Origin of the sequence: Corynebacterium sp. c25Ua_47, assembly GCF_039907205.1 — a bacterium.
Taxonomy (GTDB): domain Bacteria; phylum Actinomycetota; class Actinomycetes; order Mycobacteriales; family Mycobacteriaceae; genus Corynebacterium; species Corynebacterium hiratae.
In genome coordinates this window covers 23,051-40,656 of sequence record NZ_JASBOH010000008.1, presented here as the reverse complement: position 1 = coordinate 40,656, position 17,606 = coordinate 23,051, and the positions used below count along the sequence as shown (strand labels likewise).

The window sequence follows — 17,606 nt, the reverse complement described above, 5'->3', positions numbered from 1 at the left end:
TAGATAGGACAAAACCTGGGGCACTTTAACTCCAGAACCGAGAGCCGTTCAGCCTAAACGTGTCATTCTCCGTGAATAGTGGACGAGAATTCACAGTTTTCGCCTGCCATTTACCGTGAATGACATCAAGCACTGACGCTGGGACACGTCAGGCTCAGACGGCCTGAGCCTTTTCGTTGATGCGCGCTACACATTCAGTCGGGTTCTCCAAGGAAACGATGAACCGATCGAAATGCTCGTCTTTAAGCTCGATGACAACGGCATTCTCATAGCCGCTAATGTTCCAGAAATGTCGGCCGCCATCCGCGTGGAAGGTGCCCGCTAGCTTCTGTCCACTGCGCAGCCCCGGCGCACGAAAACCTTTTGGCTCATGCTTCATGCCAGGGTCATGGGTAGCGCCTCGCACATGCTCCCACGGAACCTTGATACTGCCGGTCAACGACCAGAGCTTATCTAGCCCGAGTGGTTCGACGATGAGTTCTGTTTCTGTCAGAGTGAGTTTGTTGTTCATGATGCCTCCCCTTAGTGTTTGCGTCCTTGTGCACGGGCGAGCGCATGCTGCCCTAACGATTCCGGGCCCGTGAAGCACAGTTCATAAGCCCGCTGGATAAGCTCGCGTAAATCCTTACTGACTGGCGCCACCTCAACCAGTGCCACCACCACGAAGTCCTTTGTCGCATCCGATACTCGGCCGCCTTCAGCTTCAGCGCACACCGTTTCAGCTGCTGCACGAAACAGTCCATGCTTCGAGCCATAAAGGTTGTAGAAGCTGGACCGGTTAAGTCCCAGTTGATTCACCACATCATCCACTGAGACTGCAGTGAATCCGTTCGTGCCAAATAACGCGATCGCGCCGGCAAGAACTTCTTTTTCATTGAATTTACGAGGCCGTCCCATAAGTTTCACACTACTCATTCCAGAATGGTTTGTCCATAACTAGATTGCCGTTGGCCACGCAGCGAAGCCGCTTCATCGAAGCAACGTTTCTAACAAATAGTGACCGCCGCGAAATGTAGCAACACAACAGAAAATCCCCCGTCTCACTGTGAGACGGGGGATGGAGGTTAGTGGGCTGAGCTCTCTAGTTCAGGCCCGGAATCTTCGGCAGCTGTGGCTGTGGGATGTTCAGACCGAAGATGCGGTTGATGGTGGGAATGAGGCCGTAGGCAGCACCGCCAAGGACTGCGATGACTGCCAGGATTGGAGCAATAATCTTCGCGCCGCGGCTCGAGCCGGCGAAGAAGGCCGCAGCCATGTCGTCGGCGGAAGGTTCGTTGGTGTGAGTCGGTTCAGTGGGCTTGGTTGGCTCGCTAGGCGTCGTGGTGGAGGTGGTCGGCCCTTCCTCCTTTGCGGCAGGGCGGGCGGTGAGCCACTCGTCGGAGTCCAGAACACCCTGGGTCAGGCGGGTCTCACCGATCCAGCCGTACCACGGGTCCTGCGGCTTGCGGTTATCAAAGCCAGCGCCCATGACCCACTGCAGGTCACGCGGGAGCAAGCCCTCAGCGCCCTTGGCGTTGCGCAGGATGGGAGCGCCATTGATGAACATCTCCACGGTGTCGGAGTCCGGCTTGTTCACCACGGCGATGTGCATCCACTCATCGGTAGGCACTTCGTGGGACCAAACGGTGGAACCTTCGCCTTCCTTGGGCTCCGCCCACCAGCGCAGCTCACGCAGGTTGGAGATGCCGAACATGACGGTGGGGTCGGTGTCATCAGAGCCGTCGACAAGCTCAGCGATGCTGGAGTCACGGGAAAGCGCACTCCCCCAGCCGTGCTCAGAGCCGTTGAAATCCTTCGGAATCTTCACGAAGGACTCGAAGGTGTAGCCCGCGGAGGTATCGACCTTGTTGATCTCAGCGCCTTCCTTGGATCGGAACTCCGCCATCGCAGCCTTGCCGGCTGGGTCGGACCAGTAGAGGGAGCCGGAATCAGAGGACAGCGGGTGGTGATCCTTGGTGTAAGTGATGCGCTCACCCGTGTTGGAAGGACCGCCTTCGCGAACGAGGTCACCGGTACCGTCGGCACCGAAGGCATCCGGGATAACAGCGCCCTCGGTGGCCACGTCGCCGTCGGCAAGTTGCTTGCCGTCCTTGTTCTTGGTCTGGCCTGGGCGCCAGTGGAAGACGGTCTTGTCAGCCTGCACGAAGTCGTTCGGGCCCTCCGGAAGCTGATCCTTCGGGATGGTGTACGGGGTGTAGCCTTCCTTCGCGATGTCGCGGGCCTTCTGGCCAAGGTCTGGGTCATTCTCATCGCCGATGGTCCACTCCGGGGCGAAGTCAGCGAAGCGCTCCTTGAAGTTGAGCGGCACGTGGTAGCTATCGCCCTTGCCGTCGAGGATGAGCTTGTCGAACTGCGTGAGCTCCTTCGCCGGTTTCTGCGCCACCCACGGGGACAGGGCGGTCATCTCCAGTTCATTGCCGGAGAGATCAAACTCGAGCACACCGAGCAGGCCGTTACCGCCTTGGTAGGCCATCTGGTAGTCCTGCAGGATGCCAATGACGTCGTGGCCAGCATCGTTCTTATCCACGCGGTAGCCCGCGCCGTGGTGGTGGCCGCCCATGGTGAGGAAAATCTGGTCGTTCTTCTTGATGAACTTGTTCCACAGGCCCTTGCCGTAGTCCTCGGAGTAGAAGACCTCGCCAGCGCCATCGATGTTGAGCACCTCGTGGCTGGTAAGGATGACCGGCAGATCCGGGTGGGCATCGAGAACGCCCTGCGCCCAGTCCAACGCCGCATCATCCGCGCGCCAGCCCAGCGCCAGGACCAGGTACTTCTGGCCCTCGGCTTCAAAAAAGTGGTACTCGGAATCGTTGTTGACCGCGGTGTGGCGCTCTTTGAAGGTTTCCGGGTTGGCGGTCTTGGCGCGCTCGGCGCTGAAGTGGTCGTTGTACGGGTGCGCTGACTTATCCTCAATCATGTCGTGGTTGCCCGGCAGGATGGAGTAGTTCAGATCGGAGTCATCGAGGACCTTCATGGCCTCATCGGCGACCTTCCACTCCCCCTCAACGTCCGCTTGGTCCACTACGTCACCAAGGTGCGTAGCGAAGTCCATGTTGAGCGCTTCCTGGTTCTTTACCAGCCACTCGACCTGCGTCTTAAAAGGCTCGCTGCCGTAGCGCGCCTGAGCCAGGTTGCCGGTCTCCGGGGTGGAGTAACGGGAATAGAACTGAGTATCCGGCAGCACTCCGATGCTAAAGCGCGAGCCCAAACCTTCTGTTGGTTCGGCGGCGGAGGCGGGGACAACGAGGAACGTACCGGCCACCGAGGCGGTGACCAGGGTGCCGAGCAGGCGGCGAGCAGTCATAGATCTTCCTATCAAAACGAAGTAGTGAGGTTGCTCCATGGTTTAAGCCATGGAGTAACCGACAGAGACAAGGAAAGATTATGGCCCGGAGTTTGCGACCGCGTGACCACAATGTGAATTTCCTTTTAAATGACTACCCGTCATTTAGCTTCCTCATGGCGTTGCGATCCACTTCCGCAGGCTCCTGCCTGCGCTCGTCTGACTTAAGAGGTGTGGTACACCGGCGCCAGTTCGTAGACCGGAGTATCCATCCCCTCATAGCGCGCCTTGAGCTGAAGCGCTAGGTAGCGCGAATAGTGGCGCGATTGGTGCAGGTTGCCGCCGTGGAACCACAGCTGCGGCACCTGGGTGGGCTTCCACATGTTGCGCAGCTCGCCCTCCCACGGGCCGGGATCCTTGGTGGTATCCGAGCCCAAGCCCCAGCACTTGCCCACGGTGTCAGCAACTTCCTTAGAAATCAACTGCTCGGCCCAGCCATTCATGGAGCCGTATCCGGTGGCCAGCACAATGACATCGGCGGGCAATTCGGTACCGTCGGTGAGCACCACGGACTTTTCCTTCACCTCCGCGATGGACACGCCAGACTTCACCGGGATGGAGCCATCAATGACCAGCTCGCTGGCACCGACGTTGATGTAGTAGCCCGAGCCACGGCGTAGGTACTTCAAGTAAAGACCCGAGCCGTCATCGCCAAAGTCGTTCTGGAAGCCGGCCTTCTCCAAACCATCATAAAAGTCTTTATCGGCCTCACGGATGCCGTCGAAGACTTCACGGTGGACGTCGGGAAGCACGGCGTAGGGCCAGGAGGCAAAGAGGAGGTCCGCCTTATCCGTGTCCACACCGGCCTCCACGGCTTCTTCCGAATAGAGCGGGCCGAAGACATCCTTCATGAGGGTGTCCGATTGCACGATGTGCGTGGAGGAACGCTGAATCATGACCGGCCGTGCACCATGCGCGTAGAGGTCCGCGGCGATGTCGTGGGCGGAGTTGTTCGCGCCCAGCACAATGACGTCCTTGCCCTCATCGCCTGCGCCACCCGGGTGTTCCGAGGAGTGCCGGATTTCCCCGGCGAAGTTCTCCTGCCCTTCCAGGTGGGGACGATTCGGCACACCGGACATGCCCGTGGCCAGAACCAGCTGTGTGGGTTCCAGAAGAATCTCTTCCCCGTCCTTGCGAACGGTGACCTTCCACGTGCCGCTGGACTCATCGAAGGAGGCCTTCACGCACTCGCTATTGGTCCAGTAATCCAAGTCCATGATGCCCACGTAGTGCTCGAGCCAATCCCCCATTTTGTCTTTCGGGGTGAACACCGGCCAGTCATCTGGGAAGGGGAGGTACGGCAGGTGGTCGTACCACACGGGATCGTGCAGGCACAGCGAGTGGTAGCGGCCGCGCCACTGGTCGCCGGGGCGGCCCGCCTTATCGACAATGAGTGTGGGAACACCTTGGCGCTTCAGGCGCGCCCCGAGCGCGATACCGCCCTGGCCACCACCGATAATGAGGACGTAGGGCTGTTCCGTATGCCCCAGTGCCGCACGGCGCTCCTCCCGCAGGTCCGCCCAGTTCTTGGCGTCCTTGACCACCTTGTGCTCCGTGCCCAGCGGGCGGCGGCGCCCCTTAGGCTCCGGGAAATCCTTGAGCTCGCGCGCGGAGGTGAGGAAGGTCCAGGCCTTAGCGTCGCGCAGGCGCGCGACGGCGGTGACATAGAAGTTCGCAGACTCACACGTGAAGTGGACCCGCGTTACGCCATTGCCTTCATCCTCGACCTCCGTTATCTCCGGGTTATCGAGCGCAGCGTCAGTGCCGGCAATCATCGCGGCGATGGCTTCCGAACCTTCGGCGGTGTGCAGGTTCCACGTCACCGCGGCAAGATCCCGCCAGAAGCCCCCGGACTCGAAAACCTTCTCCACGTCTTCCACGCCAGGCTCCTCTTGGCGCGTGAGGGCGACGAGCTTGTCTAGCCAGTCACGAGCATCCACGGTTTCCATAGCCACCACTCCTTTGGGTCGAAAAATTGTTTGCACCACTATTACCCACTGGAGGAGACCCAGGTCACAGGCCCGCCCCCATCAGATAACTTTGCAAATTGACCTAGCTGACCTTTCCGCCGCTCACTGCGACGCAGTTAAGGCTTGCAAATCTCGGCCCCCTCCCCCGCTACCCGGCTCCCCCACCGTCACTAGGATGACGCTATGAGCAACATCACCAAGAAATACTCCGTCGACGTCACCCGCATCGATACAGGCTACTACCGCGCCACGAATGCCGAAGGTATCAGCCTCGAGTTCGGCCGCGCTGAGGGACTACTCAGCCCAGTTGAGTTGCTGCTCGCCGCCGTGGCGGGCTGCTCGGCCGTGGACATCGACGTGGTCACCTCGCGCCGCACAGAGCCGGAGGTTTTCGACGTCCACGTTGAAGGCACCCGCGTCGACGAAGACGGGGCCTCGCGACTGAGCGACGTCGACGTGGAATTCGCCCTCCGCTTCCCCGATACCGACGCTGGCCGCCAGGCCCAGTCCATGGTGGAGCGCCTCGTGCGCATCTCTCAGGAGAAGGACTGCACCGTCTCCCGCACGGTGGAAAATCCCACTAACGTCACGTTCCACACGACAGAGCCCTAAGGAACTTCGGGCAAGGAGGATTGTCGTCGCGCCCAGCAAATGCCACCCCTGGTGCAATTTTTAACCATTGTGACTAAAGTGATTCCAGATACTTTCTTCTTCACCGCGTCCCTAGGAGAATTCACACCATGTCCTTGTCCCGTCGTTCCCTGTTCAAGGCCGGTGCTCTCACGCTGGCCGCCGGTGCCATCGGTAGCCAGGCGCCCGCTGCTCTCGCCGTGGGCCCAGCTTTGGGCACCATCATCGACTTCTCTGCCGGTGTTCCTTCCGCCCGCGCCATCAAGGCAGCCGGCCACCTCGGCGCCATCCGCTACGTATCCCAGCGCCGTCCGGGCGCAGAATGGATGAAGGGCAAACCCGTCACCCTGGCAGAAACCAAGGCCAATGCTGCGGCGGGGCTGAAGACCGCTTCCATCTACCAGTTTGGCCGCGCGGACACTGCGGACTGGCTCAACGGTGCCGCGGGCGCTGCCGTCCACGCACCGCAGGCCATCGCCATCCACAAGGCTGCGGGCGGGCCGACCGGGCGCCCCATCTACATTGCCATCGATGACAACCCCACCCGCGCCCAGTACGAGAACCAGATCCGCCCCTACCTCAAGGCCTTCTCCGCAGCGCTGAGCGCCGCGGGCTACCAGACTGGCGTGTATGGCAACTACAACGTCATCGACTGGTGTGTTGCCGACCGCATCGGCGAATTCTATTGGATGCACGATTGGGGCTCTGGTGGAAAGCTCCACCCGCGCACCACCATCCACCAGAAGGCCAAGAATCAAGCCACTATCGACGGCGTAACGTGCGATATCAACACCGTTTATGCCAACGACTGGGGCCAGTGGACCCCGGGCGATGGTGCGGTGGAGCCGCCAAAGGTCAAGGACATCCCGGCAGTGCCTGACGACATCCCGCTGCCCAATGTTTCCCTGCCGGATCCCACCGGGCGCGGCTCCAGCATCAGCGCCGATGGCATCAACATCGCTGGTTCTTCCATCAGCAATGACCAGGTGCGCGGCGCGGTGGATATCCTCAACACCGTGCGCAAATCCATGGGCTAATCAGCACGCGGCGGCGCTGGTCTCTACCGCGCCGCCGATGTCTTCGCCGCCGAAGAAGACGGCTTGGAGGACGACGTGGTCGATGACGCCGGCGCCGATGACTCTGTCGACGACGCTGGTTTTGGGGCGCTGGAGGGGGCAGCGGTAGACGTCGTCAAGCGCGTGGTGCTAGCGCCGGGATGGGCCAGCGCCTCTTTGTTCAAGTTGTTTCCCTTCACGAGGTTCTTACCCGTGATTTCCTTGCGCACGTAGGACGTAAGCTCCTCGGCAGAGCCCTCGATGGAGGCAGCCACAACAAAGTTCTCCCCAAAAGACACCGAAGAGTGTCGGTCCTTACTGTCCGACCAGCCCCATTTTGATCCCACGACGTCACTGAGCTTCGCGGTGCCATAGTTTTGCTGGTAGCCATCGGCTGAGACGGCATCGGCGTGAGACATCGCCACCAAAACTGGGTGCGTCGGATCATCTTCCAAGAGCTGAACGATGAAGCGCACCACGTCATAGGTGGAGGTCATCGAGTGACCCCAATCCTCCCCCGCTGACGTAGAGTCCAGCCCATATTCCTTGGCGATTGCATCGATGGACCGCGGGTACTTCTCAAAGAGCTTCCCGGCGCTCTCATCCGAAGAATCAGCAATCATGTCCAACGCTAGGTACTTGTCTTCGAAGGAACCGTGCTCCAGCACGTAGGCGGCGATGTAGAGCTTGATCAGGCTGAGCGCATAGCGCGGCTGGTGCTCGGTGGGCGAGCCCATGTGCATGCCTGTCTCAATGCGGTAGTACGTGATTGACTTCTCGTCATCCCCCTTAAGGAATTGCCCCACGGTGTCCCCTACCGCCGCGAGCTGTGGATCGCCCTTCTTATGCGCGATGGGGCCGGGAGCGGCCGTGCTGGTGCGCGTTGGGCGCCCCACCGTGGAGTCTTCTTCATTCGCAGGCGAGCACGCGACAAGGGCCATAGCACCGAGCACGCACGCCAGAAGGGCGGCACCAGCACGCGCTGGTACCGCCCTATAACGAGGCTGCGGGTAAAACACGAGGTTAGAGTCTACCCGCTACCGTCTGGAATGTAGTGCTTGAGGTGGCGCTTAGTGGTCCACCGGAGCCTCCACTCCCACACCGGTCAGGGAGCGAACCTCCATCTCGGCAGACAGCTCTTCCAGATCGTCCGGCGGGGTCATGATGGAGACGATCCAGCCGGCGAAGAAGGCCAGCGGGATGGTCACGAGACCCGGGGAGGACAGCGGGAAGATGGACCAGTCGGCGTTCGGGAACATCGAGGTCGGGGTACCGGAGACCGCCGGGGACAGGAAGATGAGCACCAGGCAGGAGATAACGCCGGTGTACATCGATGCCACAGCACCTGCGGTGTTGAAACGACGCCAGTACAGGGAGTACAGGATGGTCGGCAGGTTAGCGGATGCCGCCACGGCGAAGGCCAGGGAGACCAGGAAGGCGACGTTCTGGGTCATGGCCAGAATGCCCAGGATGATGGCGACGATACCGAGGACAACCACGGTGATCTGGGAAACGCGGACCTGCTCAGCCTCGGTGGACTCGCCGTTGCGGATAACGGAGTGGTAGACGTCGTGTGCAATGGAAGCCGAAGCGGTGATGGCCAGGCCAGCAACAACGGCCAGCACGGTAGCGAAGGCCACGGCGGAGATGACCGCCATGAAGATGGAACCACCGATTTCGAGGGCGAGCAGCGGTGCTGCTGCGTTGGCACCACCCGGTGCGGCGAGGATGCGGTCCGGGCCAACGAGGGCGGCAGCGCCGTAGCCCAGAACCAGGGTCATGAGGTAGAAGGCACCGATGATGACGATGGCCCAGGTAACGGAGCGGCGAGCCTCGGTCGCGGTCGGCACCGTGTAGAAGCGCATGAGCACGTGCGGCAGGCCACCAACACCCAGCACGAGGGCAATACCCAGGGAGATGAAGTCAAGCTTGGTGGTGAGGTTCTTGCCGTACTTCAGACCCGGCTCCATAATCTGGGTAGCCTCATAGCCGCCTTCCTTGATAGCAGCGGAGCTGGCGTGCATATCAATGGCCTGGGTAAAGAGCGTGCTGAAGCCACCCTTCAGCATGACGAAGGTCAGGATGCACATGATAACCACGCCGGTGACCAGAAGCACGGCCTTGATCATCTGCACGTAGGTCGTACCCTTCATGCCGCCAACGAGGACGTAGACGATCATGAGGATGCCCACAATGCCGACAACAACGGCCTGCCACTTGAACTCGTGAATGTCCAACAGCACGGCAACCAGGGAGCCGGCGCCTGCCATCTGGGCAATGAGGTAGAACAGCGACACGAACAGGGTCGAAATCGCGGCCGCCACGCGCACCGGGCGCTGCTTGAGGCGGAAGGACAGCACGTCGGCCATGGTGAAGCGCCCGACGTTACGCATCGGCTCCGCGACGAGCATCAGGGCGACGAGCCAGGCAACGAAGAAGCCGACCGAGTAAAGGAAGCCATCGTAGCCGTTGAGGGCGACAGCACCGACGATGCCCAAGAAGGACGCGGCGGAGAGGTAGTCACCGGAAATAGCTAGGCCGTTCTGGCGGCCAGAGAAGCTACCACCACCGGTGTAGAAGTCAGAGGCTTCCTTGGTGGACTTACCGGCACGCAGCACCACGTACATGGTGACGACAAGGAAGGCGGCGAAGACCGCAATGTTCAAAATCGGATTGCCAGCGGAGGATTCCGCTTGGGCCAAGATAATGGTCTGCATGGTTTAGCCCTCCAGTTCCTGGCGAATAGCCGCCGCCTGCGGCTCGATGTTCTTGTTGGCGTAATTGACGTAGATGTACGTAATGATGAAGGTGGTCAGGAACTGAGCCAAGCCGAAGATAAGGCCGACGTTCCAACCGCCGCCAAGCTCGATGGCCATGAAGTCGGGCGCAAAAACTGCGGCCAGCACGTAGAGGACGTACCACAGAAAGAACGCCACTGTCATGGGGAAGGTGAACTTGCGGTATGTGCCGCGCAGCTTCGCAAACTGCGAGCTATCGCGCATCTCGACGAACTCTTGCGGCGTCGGTTCGCGGCGCGAGTCAATCGAAGCAGGTGCGTCAGTCATGTCGCTCTCCTTACAAGGGAATCTTTTCTCCACAAACCGCGGTGAGAGACTAACTACAGTGTCTTCAGTCACGTTTTGCCTTGCCCAGTAAGTTACCTAACCTCTCTTGCAAGGTTGTAAATCCTGCCAAGAAAAGTTAATAACGCACACTTTTATTACCCCCTACCCCCGCGATGACATGGGATTTCTATCGCATTGCCAACACCCCCACAGGAAACTCCAAACAGTGAATCTAATTTAGCAAAGCGAAACTTCGCAGCCATTGTGCAGATCTTCGGCCCCCTGCGGCATCCCTTAGAGCACCCTCACCCCCTTGCACGCCCACTGCCAGAAAGCACAACAAAACCCGCCTTTCCCCGCTCCTCCTCTACCCTATTTATCCCTATTTATAAGGAATAAGAAGAATATGGTGAAGGAGAAACAAAGCGTGGAAGGCGGGTTCTATCGCTCGCGCTGGGACTGTGCCCGGCTATTTAAGCGCCAGGGAACTCACGCGGATCCTTAAACATGCGGCCGAAACCTTCCTGACCGTCGAGCGCATCGAGTGCGGCAACATCCTCTGGTGCAAGCTCCACCTCCGCGGCCGCGAAGTTCTCCGCTAGGCGCTCTCGGCGGCTGGACTTCGGGATGACGGAAATGCCCTTGCTCAACAGGTACGCCAGCACAGCCTGGCCCGGGGTGATGTCGTGCTTCTCAGCGACGGCGATGACCTCGGGATTATTGAGGATCACACCGCGCGCCAGCGGGGACCACGCCTCCGTCACGATGCCGTGGTTGTCGTGGAACTGACGCAGCTCCGGCTGAGTAAAGCCCGGGTGCAACTCCACCTGGTTGAGGACCGGAACGATACCCGTCTCATCGATCAGAGTCTGCAGGGTCTCCTCGTAGAAGTTAGCCACGCCAATCGACGCGATCTGCCCCATGCCCTGCATGCGGGCAATCTCCTCGAAGGTCTCCACGTACAGCCCGCCCTGCGGCCAAGGCCAGTGGATGAGGTAGAGGTCGAGGTAATCCAGCTGCAGCTTATCCAGGGATGTACGGAAGGCCCGGCCTACCTTGTCTTTACCGTGGTGATCGTGCCAGACCTTGCTGGTAATAAAGAGCTCATCGCGGGTGACGTCACCGACTTTCATGGCATCATGCAACGCCTGGCCCAGCTCTTCTTCGTTCTCGTAGAGGGTGGCGGTGTCGAAATGGCGGTAGCCCAGCTCGATTGCTTCACGCACGGCGCGGACGAGATCCTCCCCGCGCAGCTTGTAGGTTCCAAGCCCCAGCAGGGGCATCTCGCGGTCATCATTGAACGTGGTTTGTGGGACACTCATGGCTTCCATTGTGCCGCACTCCCGCGCGCTGTGGGGGAAGATTCTCGTATCACCGACCGCATGGGCAGCCCTTAACGCGCGAAACGCCCTGACCGGCCGCGCAGAAGGCGCGGCCGGTCAGGGCGGTCAGGGCGTCGACAGCCCAAAGAAAAGAGGCACTACCTTCCATTCCTTTAGGCTTTGGATTTAGGCACGAATGAGGTCGATAACGAAGGTCAGCGTGCGGCCGGACAGCGGGTGTGCACCACCGGCGGGGCCATAGGCCTTCTCCGGCGGGATGACCAGCTTGCGGCGGCCGCCCACCTTCATACCCGGGATGCCCTCTTGCCAGCCGGCGATGAGGCCGGTCAGCGGGAACTCGATCGACTGACCGCGGCCCCACGAAGAGTCGAACTCCTGGTTCGTCTCATAGTCGACACCTACGTAGTGGACCTCAACGAAGCCGCCCGGCTGGGCTTCGGCGCCGTCACCCACCACGATGTCTTCGATGACAAGGTCCTGGGGAGCTGGCTCCGTTGCCGGCTCAATTACGGGCTTTTCCATTGGGGGTTATCCTCCTTGGACTGTTTTCTTCTTTGCTGGCCGCATACACGTGGGCCGAGCCACAACACTCCCCAGTATAAGGGGAGGTGTGGGGCTCGGCCCTAGAAATGCAGCGTATGGGCTATTGTTTAGCGCTCGCTGCGCGGGGTGACCTTGCGCAGGGTCTCACCGGTGTAGATCTGGCGCGGGCGGTTGATCTTGGTGTTGAGCTCAAGCTGCTCGCGGTACTGAGCAATCCAGCCCGGCAGGCGGCCAATGGCGAAGAGGACGGTGAAGAAGTCCGTCGGGAAGCCCATGGCGCGGTAGATGAGGCCGGTGTAGAAGTCCACGTTCGGGTAGAGCTTGCGGGAGACGAAGTAGTCGTCGTTCAGCGCAATCTCCTCGAGCTTCATGGCCAGGTCCAGCATCGGGTCCCCACCGAGGTGTTCGATGATCTCGTGGGCGGTGTCCTTGACGATTGCCGCGCGCGGGTCGTAGTTCTTGTACACGCGGTGGCCGAAGCCCATGAGGCGAACGCCCTTTTCCTTGTTCTTCACGCGGTTCATGAAGTCGGTGGCATCGCCGTCGTGGTTGTTCTGGATATCCTCGAGCATCTCCAGAACGGCCTGGTTAGCACCGCCGTGCAGCGGGCCGGACAGGGCGTTGATACCACCGGCGATGGCGACGAACAGGTTGGCCTGCGCGGAGCCAATCATGCGAACGGTGGAGGTGGAGCAGTTCTGCTCGTGGTCGGCGTGCAGGATAAGGAGCTTATCCAGAGCCTTGGCCACGATCGGGTCAACCTCGTACTCCTCAGTCGGGTAACCGAACATCATGCGCAGGAAGTTCTCGCGCGCGTTCAGCTTGTTATCCGGGTACATGTAGGGCTTGCCCTGAGATGCACGGTAAGCATAAGCGGCCAGCATCGGCACCTTGGCCAGCAGGCGGACGGTTGCCTTATCGAGCTGCTCCTCATCCAGCGGGTTGAGCTGGTCCTGGTAGTAAGCGGAGAGAATGTTAACGGAAGAGGCAAGAACGGCCATCGGGTGCGCGTCGCGCGGGAAGATATTGAAGGCGGCCTTGAAGTCCTCATCCAGCAGGGTGTGGTGACGGATATCGGTGTTGAACTTCGACAGCTCGTCTTCATTAGGCAGGTGTCCCTTAATCAACAGGTAGGACACCTCGTTAAAGGTGGCATTCTCAGCGAGATCCGCGATGTCGTAGCCACGGTGGCGGAGGATGCCTTCCTCACCGTTAATAAAGGTGATCTTGGACTCGGTGGAACCAGTAGCCGCATAACCCGGGTCGAAGGTGACGAGGCCGGTCTCGTTACGGAGCTTGCCGATATCGAAGCCGGAGTCACCCTCCGTGGACTGCTTAATGTCCATCTCGTACTCGCCGCCGGGGTACTGCAGTACAACCTTGTTGTTTTCAGATGCCACGTGTTTTCCTTTCCTCAATGTTCAACGCCGGCCAAGGCCGGCGCAACAAGACTAAACCTCTTCACACTTTAGCAAAACTTGTGACTCTGCCAACATTGGCAATCCTGGCAAAGTATCTAGTGCGCGAACGAAACTAGGCTACACTGCCCACATGAGCAACTCAGAACTCGTCCTGCCAGCAGATCTCCTCCCTACCGACGGCCGTTTTGGCTGCGGGCCGTCCAAGGTCCGCCCCGCCCAAATTGAGGCAATCACCGCCGGTGCCGACACCATCATTGGAACTTCGCACCGCAAGCCAGCCGTCAAGAACCTCGTCGGCTCCATCCGTGAGGGACTCTCCGAGTTGTTCGCACTGCCAGAGGGCTATGAAATTGTCCTCTCCCTCGGCGGTGCTACCGCTTTCTGGGACGCCGCAACCTTCGGTCTCATCGAAAAGAAGTCCGCGCACTTAAGCTTCGGCGAATTCTCCTCTAAATTTGCTAAAGCAGCATCCGCCGCCCCGTGGCTCGACGCCCCGCTCGTCACCGAAGCAGAGGTTGGCACCGCCCCAGACCCGAAGGCTGCCGACGCCGAAGGCGCCGACATCATCGCCTGGGCCCACAACGAAACCTCCACCGGCGCTATGGTTCCGGTCAGCCGCCCCAACCCCGATAACGCAGAGCAGCTCGTCGTCATCGACGCCACCTCAGGCGCCGGCGGCCTGCCGGTCAACATGTCTGATGCCGATGTCTACTACTTCTCACCCCAGAAGTGCTTTGCTTCCGACGGCGGCCTGTGGCTGGCTGCTATGTCCCCGGCGGCGCTGGAGCGCATCGAGAAGATCAACTCCTCCGATCGCTTCATCCCGGCCTTCCTGAACCTGCAGACCGCCGTGGACAACTCCCGCAAGAACCAGACCTACAACACTCCGGCCGTCGCCACGCTGCTCATGCTGGAGGACCAGGTGAAGTGGATGAACGCCAACGGCGGTCTCGACGGCATGGTCAAGCGCACCACGGAGAACTCCTCCATCTTGTACGACTGGGCCGAGTCACGCCCGGAGGCGACCCCCTTCGTGGCCGAGCCTTCCGAGCGCTCCTTGGTGGTCGGCACCATCGATTTCGAGGACTCTGTCGACGCCGCCGCAGTGGCCGCAACACTTCGCGCCAACGGCATTCTCGACGTCGAGCCTTACCGCAAGCTCGGCCGCAACCAGCTGCGCGTGGGCCTGTTCCCGGCGATCGACTCCGCGGATGTCACCAAGCTCACCAAGGCTATCGATTACGTTCTGGACAATCGTTAGTCTTCGCCCCTAACTTGGTACGCCGCATCACACCATTTATTGCAGCCATTTGTTGCGGCATACAACATGCCCCGCGCTCTTGCCAGAGTTCGGGACATGTTCTGGGTAAAGTGGACTTCATCACATGTCCGCTACCAGGCTAAGGAGCGCCCACCATGCGCGAGATTTTCCTCGCACCCAGCGACTCAACTGACACCTCGCTCGTCCTCCGGGCCGAGGATGGTGAGGAGTTCTTCCTCGAGGTCACCGACGAGCTTCGCGAGCTTCTCGCTCCCGCCGATTCTGCTGATTCCACCGAGCCCGCTTCCGAGAACGAGGGGGCGGAGCAGGACGCAGAAGACACCGACGAGGAGGCAAGCGACTCCTCCCCCGTCTCCGCACAGCAAGACCATTCCACCGGGCTGCGCACCGTTATGCCTACCTCTGGTGGCTCGCCTTCTTCCCCGCAGAGCCAGCCCGCACCGCAGGCACAGGAAATCCGCCTGCGCCCCAATGAGATTCAGGCCCGCATTCGTGCTGGTGCTTCCGCTGCGGAGATCGCCGAGGAGCTCGAGGTTCCAGAATCCCGCATCGAACCTTTCGCGCACCCGGTGCTGCTGGAGCGGGCGCGCATCGCGGACGTCGCCAAGCAGGCCCACCCCATCCGCGAAGATGGCCCAGCCAAGCTCACGCTGTGGGAGATCCTGGCCACCGCCTTTGCCGCGCGCGGACACTCCCTGTCGGAGGCGACGTGGGATGCCTACCGTCACCAAGGCGAGCCGTGGATCTTGCGCATCACGTGGAAGACTGGGCTGTCCGCCAACGAGGCGGAGTGGACCTTTAAGCAGACCATGTCCTCCCCGGCCACGGTGGAGGCACGCAACTCTGTGGCCGCAGACCTCACCGACCCGGACTTCGTGCAACCTGTACGTTCGCTGACCTCCGTGGGCCGCGGCGAGCGCTACGACGAAGCCATCGACGGGCGGGAGTACGCCGAGGGCCGCGAGGTCAACGAAGCCGCACGCGCCGGCACCCCTGGCGTGACGGAGCTGTCCTCCTACACCGGCGGCGATGATGCCAATAACGAGGCAGACGCCGGCGCGTACGCCGAGCCTTCCGTTCTTCCCTCCCCGCACGGTGGGGAGCACCCCGCTGAGAGCGCAGCCGATGCGGACACGGCCTCTTCTAACGAGGAGGCCACACAGCAGTCCGATGAGAAGGACACCGGGGTTGACGAGGACTTCCTCCAGAACCCGGATCCGGAACCTAAGCCCACCAAGCGCCGCCGCAAGGCCGTCACCCCGCACTGGGAGGATGTGTTGCTCGGCGTTCGTTCCTCCACTAAGCGCCCCCGCGAGTAGCCTGCCGTGGATACGCAAAGCGCCGTTCTCACTCTGTGGTACGTCACCGCCGCCGACCCCGCCGAGGTCCTCCGCGGCGAGCCTAAGGCCGACCGCGGCTTCGGCCGCAAGTTCCTCGCTCAGCTCAACCCCGCACTGCCGGTGACTCCCATTGGGCAATTCCCCCTTAACCGTTCCGCCGAGCCCGGCGCGAGCGAGTTCTATGTGGGCGGCTATCCCGGTGTGACCGTGGTGCAAACCATCATCCACGACGATCAGCTGACTCTCTCCCAGCTGTCCCGGACCTTGCGCGAGGCCGTGCCCGCCACGGAAATCTACGCCTTCGCCTCCAATCCGGAGACTGGCTATGCCGGGTTCGCCCACTGGACGGGCAACCGCCTGCGCCGGTCGCTGTGCGGGACGCGTTTTAACCTCTACGAGGACCATGGTCTGCCCGAAACCTTCGAGGCCCCTTTCTGGGCTGGGGAGATGGATGAGCCGGTGGGTGGGATTTCCCTTCCCTTTGAGCCGCTCAATATCACCGAGGCTGCCCAGGAATTCTGGTTGGGCATCGAAGTAGGTAAGGACGGCCCCGACGTGGACGTCGTAGGCTATGCCACCGACGGGCGCCCCGAGCCCAAGGTCGACACTCCCCCGCCGCGCCGCAGCGTGGCCGAGGTAGCCACCACCTCAGTGTCGAAGCTGGGGCTCAATGACTATGACGACTACGAAGAGTACGACCTCGAGCCGGAATCCACCGGTGAGGAGATCATCCGCACGGCCAAGCACCTCGGCGGCTTGGTGCGGCGCTACGCAGTATCGACCTCGCGGAACCTCTGGGAGCGCTGGCGCTCGTAGAAGGCGATGGCCGCCGACGTCGCCACATTAAGGGAATCCGTGCCCTCCGCCATGGGAATGCGGGCGCGCACGTCGGTCGCACGCATGGCGTGCTCGGTCAATCCTGGCCCCTCCGCACCGACCAGCAGCGCTACCTTGTCCGCGCCCTCTAACGCATCAGCAATGTGCACGGCATCCGGATGCGGGGTCAGCGACACCAGCCGGAAGCCCTGCTCGCGCAGCTTCTCCAGCCCGCGCTGCCAGGTGGTAAAACCACCGTCGAAACGCGCCCAGGGCAAGCGCAGAACGTGCCCCATGGACACGCGCACCGAGCGGCGGTACAGCGGATCCGCGGCACCGGAGCCTAAGAGGATGCCGTCGACATCCATGCCAGCGGCATTGCGGAAGAGCGAGCCGATGTTTTCATGATCCCCCACGCCCTCCATGATGGCCAGGGTGCGCGCGCCCTCAAGGACCTCGCCCACGGTCCAGGCCTCCGCGCGGTCGGCCGCTGCAACCAACCCGCGGTGCATATCGAAACCAGTGACCTCCCCCAGCGTAGCCCGAGTGACCTGATAGACGGGAATATCCCCAACATCGTGGTTCGCCAGGAACGTGTCTAGCTTCCCCTCAAAACCAATGATGCAACGAACCGGAAAGCGGGAGGCAAGCAAGCGCTCCACGCACAGTGGGCCCTCACCAAAGACGAAACCCTCGCCGGACTTATCCGCGTGCTTGAGATCGCGGATATCGTCCAGGCGAGGGTCTGTGGGGTCATCGATGACAAAACGCATGGCCCCAGTCTAGGCGCAGGGCCAG

General features: G+C 61.1%; 16 protein-coding genes. 5 read left to right on the top strand and 11 right to left on the bottom strand.

Going from position 1 to position 17,606, the window contains the following annotated elements; translation table 11 throughout:
- Positions 1-154: 154 nt before the first annotated feature.
- The 4 genes from QKE52_RS08670 to QKE52_RS08655 form a co-directional block, all read right to left on the bottom strand.
- On the bottom strand, positions 155-511 hold the full coding sequence (locus tag QKE52_RS08670; RefSeq protein WP_070517041.1) for a hypothetical protein: 357 nt from the start codon (positions 509-511) through the stop codon (positions 155-157).
- 11 nt (positions 512-522) lie between these two features.
- Positions 523-915 (bottom strand): TetR/AcrR family transcriptional regulator, encoded by a 393-nt coding sequence (locus QKE52_RS08665; RefSeq protein WP_083295486.1) that lies wholly within the window; start codon positions 913-915, stop codon positions 523-525.
- Between the two features lie 166 nt (positions 916-1,081).
- Positions 1,082-3,304, bottom strand: coding sequence for a LamG-like jellyroll fold domain-containing protein (locus QKE52_RS08660; RefSeq protein ID WP_347948579.1), 2,223 nt, complete (start codon positions 3,302-3,304; stop codon positions 1,082-1,084).
- A gap of 203 nt (positions 3,305-3,507) precedes the next feature.
- A complete protein-coding gene (locus QKE52_RS08655) occupies positions 3,508-5,292 on the bottom strand; it encodes an NAD(P)/FAD-dependent oxidoreductase (RefSeq protein WP_347948578.1) in 1,785 nt (594 codons plus the stop codon).
- A 204-nt stretch (positions 5,293-5,496) separates the two neighbouring features.
- Between QKE52_RS08655 and QKE52_RS08650 the strand changes: the two genes are divergently transcribed.
- Together QKE52_RS08650 and QKE52_RS08645 are read left to right on the top strand one after the other, a co-directional pair.
- Positions 5,497-5,925 (top strand): OsmC family protein, encoded by a 429-nt coding sequence (locus QKE52_RS08650; RefSeq protein WP_347948577.1) that lies wholly within the window; start codon positions 5,497-5,499, stop codon positions 5,923-5,925.
- Between the two features lie 128 nt (positions 5,926-6,053).
- On the top strand, positions 6,054-6,980 hold the full coding sequence (locus QKE52_RS08645) for a DUF1906 domain-containing protein (RefSeq protein WP_347948576.1): 927 nt from the start codon (positions 6,054-6,056) through the stop codon (positions 6,978-6,980).
- 23 nt (positions 6,981-7,003) lie between these two features.
- Here QKE52_RS08645 and QKE52_RS08640 read toward each other — a convergent pair whose 3' ends face one another.
- From QKE52_RS08640 to QKE52_RS08615, 6 genes are all read right to left on the bottom strand, one after another.
- A complete protein-coding gene (locus tag QKE52_RS08640; protein WP_347948575.1) occupies positions 7,004-8,017 on the bottom strand; it encodes a hypothetical protein in 1,014 nt (337 codons plus the stop codon).
- A gap of 51 nt (positions 8,018-8,068) precedes the next feature.
- Positions 8,069-9,715 carry a cation acetate symporter gene (locus QKE52_RS08635; protein ID WP_347948574.1) on the bottom strand — a complete coding sequence of 549 codons (1,647 nt, stop codon included), beginning with the start codon at positions 9,713-9,715 and terminating at the stop codon, positions 8,069-8,071.
- Between the two features lie 3 nt (positions 9,716-9,718).
- Positions 9,719-10,063, bottom strand: coding sequence for a DUF485 domain-containing protein (locus QKE52_RS08630; RefSeq protein WP_046647301.1), 345 nt, complete (start codon positions 10,061-10,063; stop codon positions 9,719-9,721).
- Positions 10,064-10,536: 473 nt separating this feature from the next.
- Positions 10,537-11,394 carry an aldo/keto reductase gene (locus QKE52_RS08625; protein ID WP_347948573.1) on the bottom strand — a complete coding sequence of 286 codons (858 nt, stop codon included), beginning with the start codon at positions 11,392-11,394 and terminating at the stop codon, positions 10,537-10,539.
- A gap of 177 nt (positions 11,395-11,571) precedes the next feature.
- Positions 11,572-11,928 carry an FKBP-type peptidyl-prolyl cis-trans isomerase gene (locus tag QKE52_RS08620; protein WP_010187736.1) on the bottom strand — a complete coding sequence of 119 codons (357 nt, stop codon included), beginning with the start codon at positions 11,926-11,928 and terminating at the stop codon, positions 11,572-11,574.
- A gap of 128 nt (positions 11,929-12,056) precedes the next feature.
- Positions 12,057-13,349 carry a citrate synthase gene (locus QKE52_RS08615; RefSeq protein ID WP_082254410.1) on the bottom strand — a complete coding sequence of 431 codons (1,293 nt, stop codon included), beginning with the start codon at positions 13,347-13,349 and terminating at the stop codon, positions 12,057-12,059.
- Between the two features lie 151 nt (positions 13,350-13,500).
- On the opposite strand from QKE52_RS08615, the gene serC reads away from it, so the two are divergent.
- From serC to QKE52_RS08600, 3 genes are all read left to right on the top strand, one after another.
- Positions 13,501-14,631 carry a phosphoserine transaminase gene (gene serC / locus QKE52_RS08610; RefSeq protein ID WP_071406786.1) on the top strand — a complete coding sequence of 377 codons (1,131 nt, stop codon included), beginning with the start codon at positions 13,501-13,503 and terminating at the stop codon, positions 14,629-14,631.
- A 155-nt stretch (positions 14,632-14,786) separates the two neighbouring features.
- Positions 14,787-15,971 carry a septation protein SepH gene (sepH, locus tag QKE52_RS08605; RefSeq protein WP_102233732.1) on the top strand — a complete coding sequence of 395 codons (1,185 nt, stop codon included), beginning with the start codon at positions 14,787-14,789 and terminating at the stop codon, positions 15,969-15,971.
- Positions 15,972-15,977: 6 nt separating this feature from the next.
- Positions 15,978-16,808, top strand: a complete 831-nt coding sequence (locus tag QKE52_RS08600) for a hypothetical protein (protein WP_347948571.1) — start codon at positions 15,978-15,980, stop codon at positions 16,806-16,808.
- On the opposite strand, the gene QKE52_RS08595 is transcribed toward QKE52_RS08600, so the two are convergent.
- Complete coding sequence (locus tag QKE52_RS08595; RefSeq protein ID WP_347948570.1) at positions 16,760-17,581, bottom strand: RNA methyltransferase; 822 nt, start codon at positions 17,579-17,581, stop codon at positions 16,760-16,762. The two genes, QKE52_RS08600 and QKE52_RS08595, sit on opposite strands and share 49 nt — an antisense overlap.
- Positions 17,582-17,606: the final 25 nt, after the last annotated feature.

Excerpts from the sequence above, each read along its gene's own strand:
- QKE52_RS08635 (WP_347948574.1), bottom strand. The coding sequence starts at position 9,715 with ATGCAGACCATTATCTTGGCCCAAGCGGAATCCTCCGCTGGCAATCCG.
- QKE52_RS08595 (WP_347948570.1), bottom strand. The coding sequence starts at position 17,581 with ATGCGTTTTGTCATCGATGACCCCACAGACCCTCGCCTGGACGATATC.
- QKE52_RS08620 (WP_010187736.1), bottom strand. The coding sequence starts at position 11,928 with ATGGAAAAGCCCGTAATTGAGCCGGCAACGGAGCCAGCTCCCCAGGAC.
- serC (WP_071406786.1), top strand. The coding sequence starts at position 13,501 with ATGAGCAACTCAGAACTCGTCCTGCCAGCAGATCTCCTCCCTACCGAC.
- QKE52_RS08650 (WP_347948577.1), top strand. The coding sequence starts at position 5,497 with ATGAGCAACATCACCAAGAAATACTCCGTCGACGTCACCCGCATCGAT.
- QKE52_RS08625 (WP_347948573.1), bottom strand. The coding sequence starts at position 11,394 with ATGGAAGCCATGAGTGTCCCACAAACCACGTTCAATGATGACCGCGAG.
- QKE52_RS08665 (WP_083295486.1), bottom strand. The coding sequence starts at position 915 with ATGAGTAGTGTGAAACTTATGGGACGGCCTCGTAAATTCAATGAAAAA.
- QKE52_RS08670 (WP_070517041.1), bottom strand. The coding sequence starts at position 511 with ATGAACAACAAACTCACTCTGACAGAAACAGAACTCATCGTCGAACCA.
- QKE52_RS08630 (WP_046647301.1), bottom strand. The coding sequence starts at position 10,063 with ATGACTGACGCACCTGCTTCGATTGACTCGCGCCGCGAACCGACGCCG.
- QKE52_RS08645 (WP_347948576.1), top strand. The coding sequence starts at position 6,054 with ATGTCCTTGTCCCGTCGTTCCCTGTTCAAGGCCGGTGCTCTCACGCTG.
- QKE52_RS08660 (WP_347948579.1), bottom strand. The coding sequence starts at position 3,304 with ATGACTGCTCGCCGCCTGCTCGGCACCCTGGTCACCGCCTCGGTGGCC.
- QKE52_RS08655 (WP_347948578.1), bottom strand. The coding sequence starts at position 5,292 with ATGGAAACCGTGGATGCTCGTGACTGGCTAGACAAGCTCGTCGCCCTC.
- sepH (WP_102233732.1), top strand. The coding sequence starts at position 14,787 with ATGCGCGAGATTTTCCTCGCACCCAGCGACTCAACTGACACCTCGCTC.